Origin of the sequence: Catellatospora sichuanensis, from assembly GCF_007483665.1 — a bacterium.
Taxonomy (GTDB): domain Bacteria; phylum Actinomycetota; class Actinomycetes; order Mycobacteriales; family Micromonosporaceae; genus Catellatospora; species Catellatospora sichuanensis.
The window spans coordinates 157,240-173,029 of record NZ_VIQO01000011.1 but is presented as its reverse complement, the minus strand read 5'-3'; the positions used below and the strand labels follow the sequence as shown (position 1 = coordinate 173,029).

The 15,790-nt window shown below is 71.5% G+C and carries 10 protein-coding genes and 1 pseudogene; 9 read left to right on the top strand and 2 right to left on the bottom strand.

Translation table 11 applies throughout. From position 1 onward, the window contains the following. The first annotated feature begins 174 nt into the window (after positions 1–174). Together FLL47_RS22450 and FLL47_RS22445 are read left to right on the top strand one after the other, a co-directional pair. A complete protein-coding gene (locus FLL47_RS22450; RefSeq protein WP_425457746.1) occupies positions 175–915 on the top strand; it encodes an ABC transporter ATP-binding protein in 741 nt (246 codons plus the stop codon). A 13-nt stretch (positions 916–928) separates the two neighbouring features. Beyond that, positions 929–1,663, top strand: a complete 735-nt coding sequence (locus FLL47_RS22445; RefSeq protein WP_144122529.1) for an ABC transporter permease — start codon at positions 929–931, stop codon at positions 1,661–1,663. A 9-nt stretch (positions 1,664–1,672) separates the two neighbouring features. Here FLL47_RS22445 and FLL47_RS22440 read toward each other — a convergent pair whose 3' ends face one another. Then, the gene (locus FLL47_RS22440; protein WP_144122528.1) at positions 1,673–2,320 is read right to left on the bottom strand and encodes a DUF6518 family protein; all 648 of its coding nucleotides are present in this window, start codon (positions 2,318–2,320) and stop codon (positions 1,673–1,675) included. A 133-nt stretch (positions 2,321–2,453) separates the two neighbouring features. Between FLL47_RS22440 and FLL47_RS22435 the strand changes: the two genes are divergently transcribed. The 4 genes from FLL47_RS22435 (at position 2,454) to FLL47_RS22420 (ending at position 7,543) form a co-directional block, all read left to right on the top strand. Next, entirely contained in the window at positions 2,454–3,209 is a 756-nt protein-coding gene (locus FLL47_RS22435; protein ID WP_144122527.1) for a HEAT repeat domain-containing protein, read from the top strand. A 221-nt stretch (positions 3,210–3,430) separates the two neighbouring features. After that, positions 3,431–4,138, top strand: coding sequence for a VOC family protein (locus tag FLL47_RS22430; protein WP_144122526.1), 708 nt, complete (start codon positions 3,431–3,433; stop codon positions 4,136–4,138). 143 nt (positions 4,139–4,281) lie between these two features. After that, positions 4,282–4,995, top strand: coding sequence for a hypothetical protein (locus FLL47_RS22425; RefSeq protein ID WP_144122525.1), 714 nt, complete (start codon positions 4,282–4,284; stop codon positions 4,993–4,995). Between the two features lie 91 nt (positions 4,996–5,086). Then, positions 5,087–7,543, top strand: coding sequence for a DUF4132 domain-containing protein (locus FLL47_RS22420; protein ID WP_144122524.1), 2,457 nt, complete (start codon positions 5,087–5,089; stop codon positions 7,541–7,543). Positions 7,544–7,618: 75 nt separating this feature from the next. Here FLL47_RS22420 and FLL47_RS22415 read toward each other — a convergent pair whose 3' ends face one another. Then, positions 7,619–11,050 (bottom strand): ThuA domain-containing protein, encoded by a 3,432-nt coding sequence (locus FLL47_RS22415; protein WP_144122523.1) that lies wholly within the window; start codon positions 11,048–11,050, stop codon positions 7,619–7,621. 284 nt (positions 11,051–11,334) lie between these two features. Between FLL47_RS22415 and FLL47_RS22410 the strand changes: the two genes are divergently transcribed. From FLL47_RS22410 to FLL47_RS22405, 3 genes and pseudogenes are all read left to right on the top strand, one after another. Continuing rightward, complete coding sequence (locus FLL47_RS22410; RefSeq protein WP_144122522.1) at positions 11,335–13,776, top strand: PQQ-dependent sugar dehydrogenase; 2,442 nt, start codon at positions 11,335–11,337, stop codon at positions 13,774–13,776. Positions 13,777–13,855: 79 nt separating this feature from the next. Next, positions 13,856–14,320, top strand: a pseudogene (locus FLL47_RS44155) (CBM35 domain-containing protein); the annotation flags it as partial. Between the two features lie 57 nt (positions 14,321–14,377). After that, positions 14,378–15,730, top strand: a complete 1,353-nt coding sequence (locus FLL47_RS22405) for a cellulase family glycosylhydrolase (protein ID WP_425457750.1) — start codon at positions 14,378–14,380, stop codon at positions 15,728–15,730. Positions 15,731–15,790 lie beyond the last annotated feature (60 nt).

Here is a 15,790-nt window from a genome sequence, read left to right as displayed (position 1 = left end):
CCAGGTTATGCGGTGCGCGGTCGGGCCGCGTCGCCCGGCGGTGGTAGGTGGCGTACCGCACCTGCGGTACGCCGAAGATGGCGCGGCCGGGCGACGACAGGGCCTGCCGCCGGCGGGGATGGTGGTGCCTGCCGCCGGGACACGGATGCCCGGCCTCGTGTGGAAAGGCTCGATGTGGCGTCCATCGACATCTCGGTCCGCGGGCTGAGCAAACACTTCGGCCCGGTGCGGGCCGTGCACGACCTCACCTTCGACGTACCGGCCGGGCAGGTGACCGGCTTCCTCGGCCCGAACGGCGCAGGCAAGACCACGACTCTGCGGATGATGCTGGGCCTGGTCGGTCCTACCGCCGGGCAGGCACTGATCTGCGGGCGGGCGTACGCCGACCTGCCGCAGCCGCGCCGGGCCGTCGGCGCGGTGCTGGAGGCGACCGGATTCCACCCCGCCCGCCGAGGTCGCGACCACCTGCGCATCGCCGCGCACACCGCCGGTCTGCCGACCGCGCGGGTGGAGGAGGTCCTGGACGACGTCGGCCTGTCCGACGCCGCCGGCCGGCGCGTCGGCGGGTACTCCCTCGGCATGCGCCAGCGCCTGGGACTGGCCACCGCGCTCCTGGGCGACCCGCAGGTACTGGTGCTCGACGAGCCCGCCAACGGCCTGGACCCCGCAGGCATGGCTTGGCTGCGCGACCTGCTGCGCGAGCGGGCCGCCACCGGCCGCACCGTCATCGTGTCCAGCCACGTGCTGTCGGAGATCGCCCAGACCGCCGACCGCGTCGTCATCGTCGCCCGCGGGCGGCTCACCTTCGACGGGCCACTCGCCGACCTGCACACCCGCGACGGCTCGCTCGAGGACGCGTTCCTGCGGCTGACCACCGACCACGACGACCCCGCGGCCGCCGCCGCGGTGCGCTGAAGGAGACCGCCCCGTGCTCACGCTCATCGGCAACGAATGGCTCAAGTTGCGCACCACCCGCGGCCCGTGGATCCTGCTCGCGGTCCAGCTCGCTCTGATAACCCTCGGCGCGGCCGGCCCGCTGTCGAACATGCCGCTCGACCAGGCGGCGACTGCGACCGGCGCGGTCGCGCATGTCGGGCTGACGTCGCTGGTCGCGTTGATGCTGGGCATCCTCGTGGTGGCGGGGGAGTACCGGCACAAGACCATCACCGACACGTACCTGGGCACGCCTCGCCGCAGCCGGGTCGTGGTCGCGAAACTGGCCGTGGCCACCACCGCCGGCGCGGGCTTCGCCGTGCTCGGTGCAGGGCTGTCGCTGATCGTCACCTGGGGGTGGCTGACCGCGGCTGGGCACACCATGCCGTGGTCGGACGCCGAGCTGTGGCGCACCGTCGCCGGTGACGTCGCATGGAACGCCGCGTTCGCCGCCATCGGCGTGGGTATCGGCGCGCTGGTGCGCAACCTCGCCGTCGCGGTCGCCGGTTCGCTGGCGTGGCTCGCGCTGGTCGAAGGCATCGTCGGGCAGGTCGCCGGGCGGGACGTGACCCGTTACCTGCCGTTCTCGGCCGGAACCGCGCTCGGCCGGCTGCCCGCCTCGATCGCCGACGGGCTGCCGCAATGGGGCGCCGCGACACTGCTGGCCGGGTACGCCGTGCTCTTCGCGTCGGCGGCTGTCGCCTTCACCGCCCGCCGCGACGTCGCCTGACCACAGTGGTCACTGTGGCACCGCCGCAGGCTCCTCGCTTCCGTCCGCGGCCCGAGCAGCCCCGTCCGCCCGGGCCGCGCGGATGATCAACACGGCGGCTGCCGCTGCCGACACCCAGACCGTCAGCCGCATCGGCTGGGCCATCAGGCTTTCCGGCGGCGGCGGCAGCACCACCATCTGCAGCGCGGCGCCCGCAGGCACGAGCAGGGCGGCGAGTGTCCCGACCAGGCCGGGTCGCCGGATCAGCGCGCCGGCGACCCCGAGCACAGGGCCGACCGCCACGCTGCCGATCAGCCAGAACACGGACCACCATGGGCCGCCGTCGAAGAGCGCGTCCCAGTAGAAGTAGGCGGTGGTGGCGAACACCAGCGCGAGGGTCCCCGCCACGGCACCGCGCAGCATCCCCGCGACGGGTCGTGCCTCCCGGCTCGCCAGCCAGCCCACCAGCACGGCCGTCGCGGCCCACAACCACCCGGCGTCGAGAGCCAGGCTGGCGAACTCGGCGGCCTGCGACCAGCCGCCACGCTCGGCGCGCGCCATGCCGCCTTCGCCGAGCCACCTCGGCACGTGGTTCACCACCGAGTCGACGGTGCCCAACACCGTCCCCACGACCGGCCCGGCCGCCATCCACCGCCCGGGATCATGCCCCCGCATCATGGCGAACAGTGTGCCGGACCCGCGCGTGGGTGTCAGGCCCGCTGGTCGTGTAGCCAGAAGGTGCACGGTCCCGCGGGTCGGGTGCGCGAAACTCGCGGGCATCATCATCCGCGGGCTGGCTACCATCCCCGGCATGGCGGAGTTCGTGCACATCACCGGGGAGCGGTCGGCTCGACGGGTCGAGCGTTCGGGAATCGCCGCGCGCAGCCACGGGCGGGCCGGCGACCGCGGTGTGTACTGCATGCCGGTGCTGCCGTCGTTCACGCTCACCTACCAATGGGTGCGTGAGCTCCGGCGCTGGCACGCGGGCGTGCTGATGGCGGTTCATCTGCGGCTGCCGGACGACGAGCCGGTGACCGTCGGACACTACGGAACCGAACCACGCCGGGTCACCGCCGCACAGGCCGTCGCGACGGTGCGCGAGCTCGCTGATCCGCGCGGCTACGAGGTGTTCGTGCCCCGCGCGGTCACCGCCGCCGAGGTACGCCGGATCCGTGACGTCCCGCAGGGAGTCGGCTGGCGGTACCTGCCCGCGGCCCATGGCCGGCGGCCCTGCCTGTGTCCGGCCTGCCAGCAGCGCGGCGGGTACGGGGTCGCCGGCCTGCGCCGCCGGTTCCCCTACGACGAGCCGCCGAAGCCGAAGAGCGAACTGATGGCGCGGCTGCGGACGGCGACCACCGCCGACGAGATCATCGACGTGCTCTCGGACCTGGGCCAGGGTCGCCGTGGCGGCGCCGAGGAACTGGCCTATCTGGCCGATCATCCCGACCAGGACGTACGTGACACGCTCGAGAGCGTTCTTCGCGTGTATCGCGGCCGCGAAGCGCGACGGCTCCGAGAGCGGTTGCAGCTCGGCGATTCATCAGCGGCGGATCCCCACGACGGCTGATCGCCTGGCCCGCGTCCGGGCGACTACGACTCGGCACCCGTTCCCGAGCGCAGTCGGGTGAACGCCTGATCGGCTTCGGCGACGGCCTCAGGGTGGACGTCGGCGGCGGTGCGTCGCCGAATACTCGGCTGCGGCGGCGTCCACCCGCCCATAGGCTTCCGTTCGAGCGGCTGACAACGCGTGCTGTCGGTGGCGATCGATCGGTGAAGATGGGTAGGACAATGACCAGTCAACTGTTTGCGCTGTGCTTCGATGCGATCGAACCGCTGGGTCTGGCGCGGTTCTGGGCCGGAGTGCTGGGCAGGCAGCTGGTCGACGACCCGCGCGACGGCGTGCTGCTGCTGCCCGGTGACGACCTCGGAATCCGGATCCGGTTCGTGCCGACGCAGCACGAGAAGACCGAGCGGAACCTGATCCACTTCGACCTGACGAGCGGCTCCCTGGAGGAACAGCAGGCGACGGTGGCCAGGGCGCTGGAGCTCGGCGGCCGGCGCATCGACGTCGGCCAGGGCCCCGACGCGGACCACGTGGTGATGGCCGACCCCGAGGGCAACGAGTTCTGTGTCATCGAGCCCGGCAACAGGTTCCTCGACGGCTGCGGGTTCATCGGTGCGCTGTCCTGCGACGGTACGCCGGAGGTCGGGTACTTCTGGAGTGCGGCGCTGGGCTGGCCGCTGGTCTGGGACCAGGACCAGGAGACCGCGATCCAGTCCCCGCAGGGCGGTCCCAAGATCACGTGGGGTGGCCCGCCGTATATGTCGAGGCCGGCCAAGGACCGGCTGTATTTCGACCTCACCGCGGTCGGCGAGGTGCAGGCGGAGGTGGACCGCCTGCTGTCACTGGGCGCAAAGCGCGCGGACACCGGCGAGGCCGGCTGGACGGCGCTGACCGATCCCGACGGCAACGCCTTCCGCGTGTCGAACCGGTAGCGCGTCGACGTGGGCCCGGGGGACGATTCCCGGGCCCACGACGGGCGTCAGCGGTGGCGAAACCCTGGGTTCGCCGTGACGCGAGCCGCGGATCGGCCGACCGGGAGGGCACCGCGCAACGCGCGGGCGTGGCACGATGCGGCATGGCCGACGTCAATCCGAGAAAGATCGCCGGGCTCGTCCTCACCCCGGTGGTGTGCACGGCGCTGCTGGTGATCGGCGTGATCGCCTTCGTGTTCCTGTGGGGCCTCAGCGGCGACCGGACGATGGACCATGCCGACGTGGACTACGTCTACCTGCTGGCTGCCGTGGTCGTCTCCGGGCTGGCGGCTGCGGCGGCGTACCGGCTCGCCGGTCCGTTGCGGGCGGGCGGCTGGTCGGCGGTCCTGGCCGCGCTCGTCCCGGCCGTGGTGTTCGCGATCCTGCAATGGGACAAGGGGTTCGGCAAGTGGGAGGGCGGCCTGGTCTGGCTGGCGGGCCTGACGGTCGTGCTGGTCGCCGCCGCATTGCTCGCCCGCCGTGGACAGCTCCGCGCAGCGTGGATCGTCGGGGTGCTCGGGGCGATCGCCGTCGCCGATGTCGCGGTGCTGGTGCAGCTGATGCCGTCGACCGGGTTCGACGCCGAGCCGGGTGGGACCCTCGACCGGGCGTATGCGCCGTTGTGGCTGCTGTTCGCGCTCGTCGACTACAACTTCGGCCTCGATCCGGCCACTTGGCACATCGGCGACGCCCTCGACGTGCGCGAGGTGGGATATCCGATGTACTCGGTGATCGCACTCGGTTTCGTCGTTCGCGCGATGCGCCGCGACCCGGCTCCCGCCGTGGCACCGGCTCCTCAAGGCACCGACGCGATGTGAACAGCGGGCGGCCCGGTCGCCTGTCGCAGGCGCACTCTAGGGTCTGCTCGGCGATCACGGAGAACCAGGCGTGGACATGCGGAGGACGACGATGTTCGAGCACCCGGGCGGCGCGCTGGCGCTGATGGCGCTGATCCATCGGGCACGGAAGGCGGCGGCCGCGGCAGACCTCGCCGCCATGCGGGAGACGGCCGGGCACCTGCTGCGCCAGCTCGACGGCGACACCCTGGTGAACGCCGATGAGCAGGAGATGAACCGGCTTTACGACGAGGCGTTCCCGCTCGCCGATCCGGGCGACCCGGCCGACGTGCTCGACGCGCCCTGGCCGACCACGGCACGGATGCAGGCGCTGTCGAAGCTGCTGGACGAGAGGTCCTTTCACGAGAGGCAGTTGGACCCGCTGGTCGACGCCGCGCTCGACGCCGGGGACCTGCGGGTGCTGCGGGTCGTCGCGCTCACCCCGCTCGGCCGGATCCAGGACGCGTCGTGGGCGCTGCTGCTCGACGCCCTGCAAGCGGCGGGCGAGCTGGGCGACGAGATCGTGGCACGGGTCGTCGCCGACGAGGACCTGATCCGCGACCTGGTCGACCCCGCCGATCCGGTCGTCGCGGCCGCCACCGGCGACCGGTTCCGGCCCGCCTGGGACGAACACGTGTGGCAGCTCATCCACGCGCCGGACGTGGACTGGGACCGGGTGCTGATCCGGCCCAGGCCGCGCGGTCTGCGGTTCGTGCGGTGGGCCCTGGACTTCACCGGCAACTGGCGGGTCGCCCGGCACCTGGGCGCGGCACAGCTGACCGCCGCCGAGCGCACCCAGCTGATCGAGCTGCTGCGCGACGCGCCGACCGAACGGCAGGAGCAGGCGTTCACGCTGCGCCTGGCGGCCGGGGACGCGCAGGCGCTGCTGCCGCTGCTCGGCCTGGCGGGCGCCGAGCGCCTGCTGCGCCTGATCCAGTCCGGGCAGGCGGTCAACCGGGTGGTACGCAACGACCGCGCGGCGATCCTTGCGGCCGCCGCCGAGGCCCGCGACGTAGACCTGGGCCGGCTGCTGAAACTGGCGACCAACGACGTGGTCGCGGCAGCGCTCGGCCTGCGCCGTAGGCCGATCATGACGCGGGTCGGCAAGGATTCGCCGGTGGGCATCACGGCGTACGGGATGCTGCCGCTCGCCGACGGCGAGACCGTGCTGGACCGCTGGGTGGCGCTGCGTGAGGTGCACCGGCGCGGCATGAAGATGCAGGAGCGCCGCCGTCAGCACGCGGCCGCCGTGAACGTCGGGCTGGAACACCTGGCCCAGGTCGGCGGGTTCGCCGACGCGGCCGCGCTGGACGCCGCCGGGGAGGCCGACCGGCCCACGCCGGTGCCGCCGCCGCTGGCCGTCGGGCCGTACACGGCAACGGTCGGGTTCGACGGCTCCGAACCGGCAATCGTCGCGGTGAAGGGCGCCCGCGTGCTGAAGTCGATGCCCAAAGCCGTACGCGAGGACCCGGGCATCGAACCTCTTCGCGAGCAGCACGAACTGCTGCGTGGCCACACCGAGCGGCTGCGTACGATGCTGCACCGCCTCGTCACCACCGGCACGCCGCTGCCGCCCGCGGAACTGGCCCGGCTGAGCGCCACCCCGGCCGGTACCGCACTGCTGCCGCTGCTGGTGTGGCAGGACGCGGGCGGCCGGTTCGGGCTGCTCGACGACGTGGACGTCACCGGCCCGGTCACGGCGGCGCATCCGGCTGCCCTGGCCGTCGCAGGTCTGCTGGGCGACTGGCAGGCCGAGGCGGCCCGGCGCAGGCTGTGCCAGCCCGTGCCGCAACTGTTCCGCGAGTGGTACGCCCCGACACCGCAGGAGGCCGCCGGAGCCGCGACCCGCTTGTCCGACCGCGTGATCGGCGGCGACGCGGCGGCCCGGGAACTGACAGTCCGCGGCTGGTCGGTGCACGACGGCGCACAGCCGTACGCGACCAGGGAGTTCGGCACCCGGACCGCCGTGCTGCACGTCGTCGCGGCGGGGTGCTGGGGCGCGGGCGACGTCGCCTTCACGCGGCTGGAGTTCCGCGATGCCGACGCCCCCGTCGCCGCCGACGCGGTGCCCGCGGCGGTCTTCTCCGAGGCGATGCGCGACCTGGACCGGACCGCGTGGGTGGGACGCCGCAGCGTCGGCGACTATCCGACGGGCCTGGCCCGGGCCCGCGCCGAGCTGCTGGCCGCGGTGCTCGGCGACGACGCGAAGCGGATCACCCGGCACGGCGACACCGTCGTGGTGAACGGCTCGCGCGCGGTGTACCGGGTGCACCTCGGTACGGAGGCGGTCACGGTCGGCTCGCGCCGACACCCCTGCGACCTGCCGTACGTCTTCGGCGACACCCCGCACCGGGCGCTTTTCCCGATCGTCGACGGTCGGGACCGCTCGACCTTGTGCCTGCTCACCCGGATCCTGCTGCTGGCCGAGGACGAGAAGATCACCGATGAGTGGACGCTGGACAAGCTGGGCCTGGTACGCCGGACCACGGAGCAGTGCAGCGCGTGCGGGCGTTTTCACCACTGGCCCTGAGCCGACGCCGGGCGGCGCCCGGGCCGGCACCGTGCCGGCGGCCTCGTGATGCTGGAGGCCGCCGGCGGCCGAGCATCAGTTCACGGTGATCACCACGCTGCCGGAGTGGGTGGCGCCGGCGCTGTCGGTCAGTGTCAGCCAGGCGGTGTAGGTGCCCTTGCGGGTGTACACGTGGCTGGCCGACGCGGCGTGGACCGTGGCGGTGTTGTCACCGAACCGCCACTCGCGGTCCACGATGGTGCGTCCCGGTGGGGCCGTGGACGTGCTGTTGAAGGCGACGGTCAGCGGGCCCGTGCCGGTGGTGGGCGTGGCCGTGACCGACAGGGTCGCGCCCGTCTCGGCTTTCACGCCGCGGCCGTTGAAGCGCAGCCAGTCGAGCGCCATGATGTCGGGGTCGCCGGTCTGCCCGGACTTCACGAACCTGAGGTAGAGCGTGAACGTGCCGCCCGGATTGGTCAGCGCTACCGTCGGCGACACGACGGCGTCGTAGCTGCCGGTGACCGGGATGGTCGCCGTGCCCAGCAGCGCGCCGGTGGGGGAGCCGTTGCGGAACTCGATCGTGCCGCCGGTGCCCGCGGAGCTGGCCCCGACCACGACGCCGCTGATGTTCTGCAGGTTGACCGGGCCGACGTTGATCCAGTCTCCGTTGTCGATGTCGCCGAGCCGCCGGCCCGCCTGCGCCGTCGCCCGGTCGAGCACGCTCACGCCGGAGGAGGCGTCGAAGTGCTCGGCCTCCATGCTGCGGGTCTGCAGTTCCACCTGCAGGGAGCCGACCAGCGCGGGTGCCCCGGTCGCGCCGGCGTCGGTGTACTGGGCGCTGATCAGGGTGAACAGGTTGGTTCCGGGCCCGTGGCCGTCGCCGCCGCCGGACTCGGTGATCAGCGTGCCGCCGCAGCCGACGTAGTTGTCCAGCGGGTGGGCGTGCGAGTCGTGGCCGAGCAGCGTCTGCACGACGACGCGGCTGCAGTCGATGGCCGCGTCCTCCGGGTCGGTGACCGTCACGGTGTACGGGATGCGGTCGCCGAACTCGAAGAACCCGCCGTTCGGCACGTTGATGGTGACGGTCGGGCGGGTGTTGCCGACGGTGATCTCGGTGCTGGCCACCGCGGTCAGTCCACCGGCACCGGTGACAGTGAGCCGGGCGTTGAACCGGCCCCTGGCGGTGTACGTGTGGGACGGGTTGGCGGCGGTGGAGTCGGTGGTGCCGTTGCCGTCGAAGTCCCACGCGTAGCCGGTCGCCCCGGCCGATCCGGCGCTGGAGAAGGTGACGGCCAGTGGCGCGGGGCCGTTGTCCCGGCTCGCGGTGATCTTCGCGGTGGGCGGCAGGCCGTTGGCCACGTAGTCGATGCGGTAGATGCCCGCGCCTTCGTTGGAGCCGCCGCGCCCGCTGCCGGACCCGGCCCCGAAGTCGATCACGTACAGCGATCCGTCGGGCCCGAACTCGGCCTCGAACGGCTGGATCCAGCTCATGCCCGCGAAGATGCCGTTGATGGACTGCAGCGCGCCGACCTTGGTGGGGCCGAAGCGCGGGTCGGTGAACGTCTGCGCGGTCCGGTGCAGGGACAGCGTCTTCCACCACTGGCGGGTCAGCTCGTAGACGATCCACTTGCCCTCGAAGTACTCGGGGAACTTCGAGACCCGCGGGTTGGCGGGGTCGTAGTCGTAGACGGGGCCGCTCATCGGGCCGCCGCCGCCGGTGCCGACCTCGGGGAACTGGGCGGAGGCCGAGTAGGCGTACCAGACCAGGGCGCCGCGCGCGGCGGGCAGGTTGGTCAGGCCGGTGTTGTTCGGCGAGTTGTTGACCGGGGCGGCGCAGTTGAACTTAGCCCCCGAGGTGCTGGTGGCGAAGTTGTAGTCGTTGAAGGCGGTGTTGTTGCCGATGCAGTACGGCCAGCCGTAGTTGCCGGCGCTGGTGACCCGGTTGAACTCGACGGTGCCCTCGGGGCCGCGGTTGGCGTTGGCCGCGGTCGCGTCAGGGCCGTAGTCGGCGACCATGACCGCGTTGCTGTGCGGGTCGACGGTGATCCGGAAAGGGTTGCGGAAGCCCATCGCGTACACCTCGGCCCTGGTCCTGGCCGTGCCGGGCGCGAACAGGTTGCCCGTGGGAACGGTGTAGGTGCCGTCGGCCTGCGGCCGGATCCGCAGGATCTTGCCGCGCAGGTCGTTGGTGTTGCCCGAGGTGCCCTGGGCGTCGAACGCCCGCCGTCCGGCCCGCTCGTCGATCGGGGTGTAGCCGCTGGACTCGAACGGGTCGGTGTTGTCGCCGATCGCGGCGTAGAGGTTGCCGTCCCGGCCCATGGCGATGGAGCCGCCCATGTGCGAGTTGGCGCGGGCCTCCCCGCGCAGCGTCGGGATGGTCAGTAGCCGTTTCTCCGAGCTCAGCGCGATCGTCGAGCCGGTGACCGTGAACCGCGACAGGTTGAGCTGGTTGAGTGTCTTGTCCGACCACAGCAGGTAGAGCCAGTTGTTGGTGGCGAAGCCGTTGTCCAGGGTCAGGCCGAGCAGTCCGTCGGACTGGCTGGTCTGGGCGGGGGTGTAGGCGAAGTCGACCAGCGTGGTTACCGCCAGGGTCGTCTGGTCGATCACCTTCACGGCGCCGGTGCGCTGGATGTAGAAGACGCGGCGGTCGGGTGCGACGGCCAGCTCGAACGGGTCGGCCAGGTCGGCGTTCACCAGCGGCACGCGCTGGAACTGCCCGTTCTGGGTGGCGCTGCAGTCGCCGGCGACCGCACCGGCGGCCCACTCGATGCCCCAGCGCAGATGGTCGAGGAACAGCGCGTTGCTGAACGACGCGATGCTGTGCCCGCCGGCGGTGAACCAGGACCGGCCGCCGTCGTAGTTCTGGCACCACGAGTACGCGTGGTCGACACCCTCGTCCAGGCCGGAGATGCCGTCGCGGACCTTGATCTGCGCGAGGGTGTGCACCCGGCCGGTCGGGTTTGTTTTCCAGTTGTACCACTCCTCGCTGTGTTCCCACAGCTCAGGAAGGTTTCGAGTGGACGGATGCGCGCGGTCCAGCACCTTGATCCGCCCGGGGAACACCCCGCCGGTCGCGGTGAAGTCCGGGTGGTAGTCGAAGATCGTGCCGACCAGGCCGTCGTACCAGGCCCAGTCGCGTTCGCTGGCCGACGCGGCGTGCAGGCCCGCCCAGCCTCCGCCGCCGCGGATGAAGTTCTGCAGGGCGAGCCGCTGCGACGCGTTGAGCAGCGCTCCGGAGGCGGGCGTCGAGTTGGTGTTGTTGAAGACCAGCGCGTCGAACCGGGCCAGGTTCGCGTCGGTGAACGCGGCGGCGTCGGTCGTCGCTTCGACCTCGAAGTTGTGCGCGGCCCCGAGCTGCTGCACAGCGGCCACGCCGGCGGGAATCGAGTCGTGGTAGAAGTTCGTGATCTTGGAGAAGACCAGCACCCGGAAGCGGGGTGCGGCGGAGGCGGGGCCGGCGACCGAGGTCGACAGCACGAGGGCGGCGAGCGTGACGATGGCAGGCAGGATGCTTCGACGGCGTCTCATGTGGGCGCTCCCGGGAAGGGGACGGACGGGGGGAAAGCGCTTGCTGGTCGCCGAAGGTGCACATCATAAATTGGTGAACGCGAATGCGTCAACACTCGTCGCGGCTGCCGCGCAAGCATGCCATTTCGGACTGTTCGACTTGACCGCAGTCATGAGAGCAAATATGGTTCACGGTCTATAAGTTAACTTAACTAACACTCCTGGCCGGTCTCGCGACGCGGTCCGCCGCCCGAGCCCCCGGGCCTCCGTCTCGCGGAGCCGACCGCCAGGGAACGGAGCTCCCGATGAACTCCCCGCCGATCAGGCGCATCGCGGTCCTCGCCGCCGCGATCTGCGTCGCCGCCACCATCGAGGTCGTCGCCGCCGCTCCGGCCGCGGCCGACACCGTCGGCCCGATCACCGGTGTCGCGTCCGGCAAATGCATCGACATCCCGTCCGCCAGCACGGTCAACGGCACCCAGGTGCAGATCTACACCTGCAACGCCTCAGCGGCCCAGACCTGGACCGTCGGCACCGACGGCACGATCCGCGCGCTGGGCGGCAAGTGCCTGGACGTCGCGGGCGGCGTCAACGCCAACGGCACCAAGGTGCAGATCTGGGACTGCTCGGCGACCAACCCCAACCAGCAGTGGTCCTACAGCACCTCGGCCCGTACGCTGGTCAACCCGGTCACCGGCAAGTGCCTCGACGTCGTCAACGGCGGCACCGCCGACGCCGCCAAGCTGCACCTCTGGACCTGCATCGCCAATCTGGGCAGCCAGCAGTGGAACCTGGCGACCGGGCCGCCGCCCGCGTACACCGACTACCAGGCCGAGAGCGCGTCGATCTCGCAGGGCGTCGTCGAGTCCAACCACGCCGGCTACACCGGCCCGGGTTTCGTCAACTACGACAACGTGACCGGGTCGTACGTGCAGTTCACCGTGTCCGTCACCGCCGCCGGAAATTACCCGCTGACGCTCCGGTACGCCAACGGCACCACGATCGACCGGCCCATGGACATCACCGTCAACGGCACACCGGCCGCGCCCGGGCTGTCCTTCCCCGGCACCGGTGCCTGGCCGACCTGGGCGGAGAAGACGGTCACCGCGAACCTGACCGCCGGGACGAACACGATCCGGGTCGCGGCCACCACCGTGAACGGCGGGCCCAACCTCGACCGGCTGCGGGTCACCGCGCCGTCCGACAGCCAGCCGCCCACCGCGCCGAGCAACCTGCGGGTCGTCGGCGTGGTCCGCCCCACCGGTGTCGACCTGGCCTGGAACGCCGCCACCGACAACGTCGGCGTCGCCCGGTACGTCGTCTACAACGGCGGCAACGTGGTCGCCGAGGTCGGCGGCAACATCCTCACCGCCACGCTGACCCTGCAGCCGAACACCTCATACGTGTTCAGCGTGCTGGCCTACGACGCGGCGGGCAACCCGTCGCAGGGCAGCAACAACCTCGCGGTCACCACCCCGCCCAGCACCGACACCCAGCCGCCCACCACCCCGGGCAACCTGCGCACCACCGGCGTCACCGCGAGCACAGTGACGCTGGCCTGGAACGCCGCCACCGACAACGTCGGCGTGCGGGGTTACCGCGTGTCGCGCAACGGCACCCAGATCGCCGACGTGCCCGACCTGACCGCGTCGGACACCGGCCTCGCGCCGGGAACCACGTACCAGTACACGGTGCTCGCCTATGACGCCAACGGCAACACGTCCCCGGCCAGTGCCACGCTGGCGGTGACCACCTCGACGCAGGCGGGCGGCGGCGATCCGGTCTTCGACCGGAACGTCAACACCCAGCTCGACCTGCCGTGGGGGATCGCCTTCCTGCCCGACGGCAGCGCGCTGGTCGCCGAGCGGGACCGGTTCGAGATCGTCCGGGTGACCCTGGCCGGGCAGAAGACCGTGGTCGGCACCATCTCCGAGGCGGTCACCACCACCGGCGAGGGCGGTCTGCTGGGCCTGGCCGTCGGCCCGAACTTCGCCACCGACCACTGGGTGTACGCGTTCCACACGGCCGCGTCGGACAACCGGCTGGTCCGGTTCAAGTTCGAGAACGGGGCCATCGGCCCGCGCGAGGCGCTGGTCACCGGCATCGCCAAGAACCGGTTCCACAACGGCGGCCGGGTCAAGTTCGGCCCGGACGGCTACATCTACATCACCACCGGCGACGGCCAGGACAGCAGCCGGGCGCAGAACCTCAACTCGCTCAACGGCAAGATCCTGCGGGTCACCACCACCGGCGCGGCCGCGCCGGGCAACCCGTTCGGCACCCGGGTCTACAGCCTCGGCCACCGCAACCCGCAGGGCCTGGCCTGGGACTCCCAGGGCAGGCTGTGGTCGTCGGAGTTCGGCGACAACACCTGGGACGAACTCAACATCATCACCCCGGGCGCCAACTACGGGTGGCCGACCTGCGAAGGCACCTGCAGCAACCCGAGCTTCGTCAACCCGGTGCGGACGTGGAGCACCGCGTCCGCCTCGCCGAGCGGCATCGAGATCGTCAACGACTGGATCTACCTGGCCGCCGTACGCGGGACCCGGCTGTGGGTCATGCGGATCACCGGGAACACCACCGACACGCCGCGGGCGTTCTTCAACGGCTCCTGGGGCCGGCTGCGCACCGTGGTCAAGACCCCCGACGGCGGGCTCTGGCTCACCTCGACCAACAACGACATGAACGGCGGTACGCCGACGGTGCTCAACAACGTCATCGTGCGCCTGCGCTTCGCCTCCTGACCGGTGCGGGTCCGGGGCGTCCTGCCCCGGGCCCGCTGCTCCGGACGCTTCCCGACGAACTGCAACAAGGAGACCGTGCATGAACATCCTCAGCAGGCCGTGGCGCGCGGCCGTCGTCGCGTCGCTGGTGGCGCTCATCGTGCTCGCCGTCGGCGCGACCATCCCGGCCTGGGCCGCGCCCACCCGGTACGAGGCCGAGTCGGCGACCATCTCGCAGGGGGTCGCCGAGTCCAACCACGCCGGGTTCTCCGGCACCGGTTTCGTCAACACCGACAACGTGACCGGCTCGGCCGTGCAGTGGTCGGTGACCGTGCCCAGCGCCGGCAACGCCACCCTGACCATCCGGTACGCCAACGGCAGCGGCGCCAACCGCCCCGCCGACATCATCGTCAACGGCACCGTCGTGGCCGCCGCCAGCGCCTTCAACGCGACCGCCGGATGGACCACCTGGACCGGCAAGACCGTCAGCACGCTGCTCGCGGCAGGTGCCAACACCGTCCGCGTGGCCGCCACCACCGCCCAGGGCACCGCCAACCTGGACTACCTGGACGTGGAGGTGAATGCCGCGCCGACCGAGACGCTGTTGTCGCGCGGCAAGCCGGTGAGCGCTTCATCGACCGAGGACGCGACGTTGCCGGCGGCCAATGCGGTCGACGGCAGCACCACGACCCGGTGGGCCAGCGCGGCCGGCGTCGACCCGCAATGGCTGCGCGTCGACCTGGGTGCGCCGTCGGCGATCACCCGGGTCGACCTGAACTGGGAGGCGGCCTACGCGACGGCGTACCGGATCGAGGTCTCGGCCGACGGCACGGCCTGGACCAGCGTCTACAGCACGACCACCGGCAACGGCGGCACCGACGCGATCTCCGGCCTGAACGCCGACGGCCGCTACGTTCGGGTGTACGGCACGGCCCGGGCCACCGAGTGGGGCTACTCGCTGTGGGAGTTCGACGTGTACGGCACCGGCCCGTCCGTGCCGCCCAGCCCGTCGGCCTCGCCGAGCCCGCCCACCGGCACGACGCCGGTCGCCGTCAACGGGCAGTTGCGGGTCTGCGGCGTGAAGCTGTGCAACCGGTACAACCAGCCGATCCAGCTGCGCGGCATGTCGACGCACGGCATTCAGTGGTATCCGCAGTGCGTGAACGACGCCTCGCTCAACGCGCTGGCCACCGACTGGAACGCCGACGTGCTGCGGGTGTCGATGTACATCCAGGAGGGCGGCTACGAGACCAATCCGCAGCTGTTCACCGACCGGGTGCACGGCTACATCGAGCAGGCCACCGCACGCGGCATGTACGTCATCGTGGATTGGCACATGCTCACCCCGGGCGACCCGAACTACAACCTCACCCGGGCCCGCACCTTCTTCACCGCGATCGCCCAGCGGCACGCCGCCAAGACCAACATCCTGTACGAGGTCGCCAACGAGCCCAACGGCGTCGGCTGGGCCGCGATCAAGAGCTACGCCGAGCAGATCATCCCGACCATCCGCGCCCAGGACCCCGACGCCGTCGTGCTGGTCGGCACCCGTGCCTGGTCGTCATTGGGCCTGTCCGACGGCGCGAGCGAGACCGAAGTGATCAACAACAAGGTGAACGCGACCAACATCATGTACACCTTCCATTTCTATGCCGCCTCCCACGGCAGCAGCTACCTCAACGCCCTGTCCCGGGCGGCGGACCAGATCCCGATGTTCGTCACCGAGTTCGGCACCCAGGAGGCCTCCGGTGACGGCCCGAACAACTTCACCCAGGCGCAGGCATACCTCGACCTGATGGCCGCCAAGAAGATCAGCTGGACGAACTGGAACTTCAGCGACGACTTCCGCACCGGAGCCGTATTCACCACGGGGACCTGCGGGACCGGCCCGTACGCCGGCACCGGCAGGCTCAAGCCCGCCGGGGTCTGGGTGCGCGAGCGCATACGGACCGCGGACAACTTCCCCACGGGCTGACGGGGGAGGGCCGGCCGCGGCGGGGCCCCGGTACGGGGGCCCCCGCGGGCGGCCCGCCCG

Excerpts from the sequence above, each read along its gene's own strand:
- FLL47_RS22430 (WP_144122526.1), top strand. The coding sequence starts at position 3,431 with ATGACCAGTCAACTGTTTGCGCTGTGCTTCGATGCGATCGAACCGCTG.
- FLL47_RS22410 (WP_144122522.1), top strand. The coding sequence starts at position 11,335 with ATGAACTCCCCGCCGATCAGGCGCATCGCGGTCCTCGCCGCCGCGATC.
- FLL47_RS22440 (WP_144122528.1), bottom strand. The coding sequence starts at position 2,320 with ATGATGCGGGGGCATGATCCCGGGCGGTGGATGGCGGCCGGGCCGGTC.
- FLL47_RS22420 (WP_144122524.1), top strand. The coding sequence starts at position 5,087 with ATGTTCGAGCACCCGGGCGGCGCGCTGGCGCTGATGGCGCTGATCCAT.
- FLL47_RS22415 (WP_144122523.1), bottom strand. The coding sequence starts at position 11,050 with ATGAGACGCCGTCGAAGCATCCTGCCTGCCATCGTCACGCTCGCCGCC.
- FLL47_RS22425 (WP_144122525.1), top strand. The coding sequence starts at position 4,282 with ATGGCCGACGTCAATCCGAGAAAGATCGCCGGGCTCGTCCTCACCCCG.
- FLL47_RS22435 (WP_144122527.1), top strand. The coding sequence starts at position 2,454 with ATGGCGGAGTTCGTGCACATCACCGGGGAGCGGTCGGCTCGACGGGTC.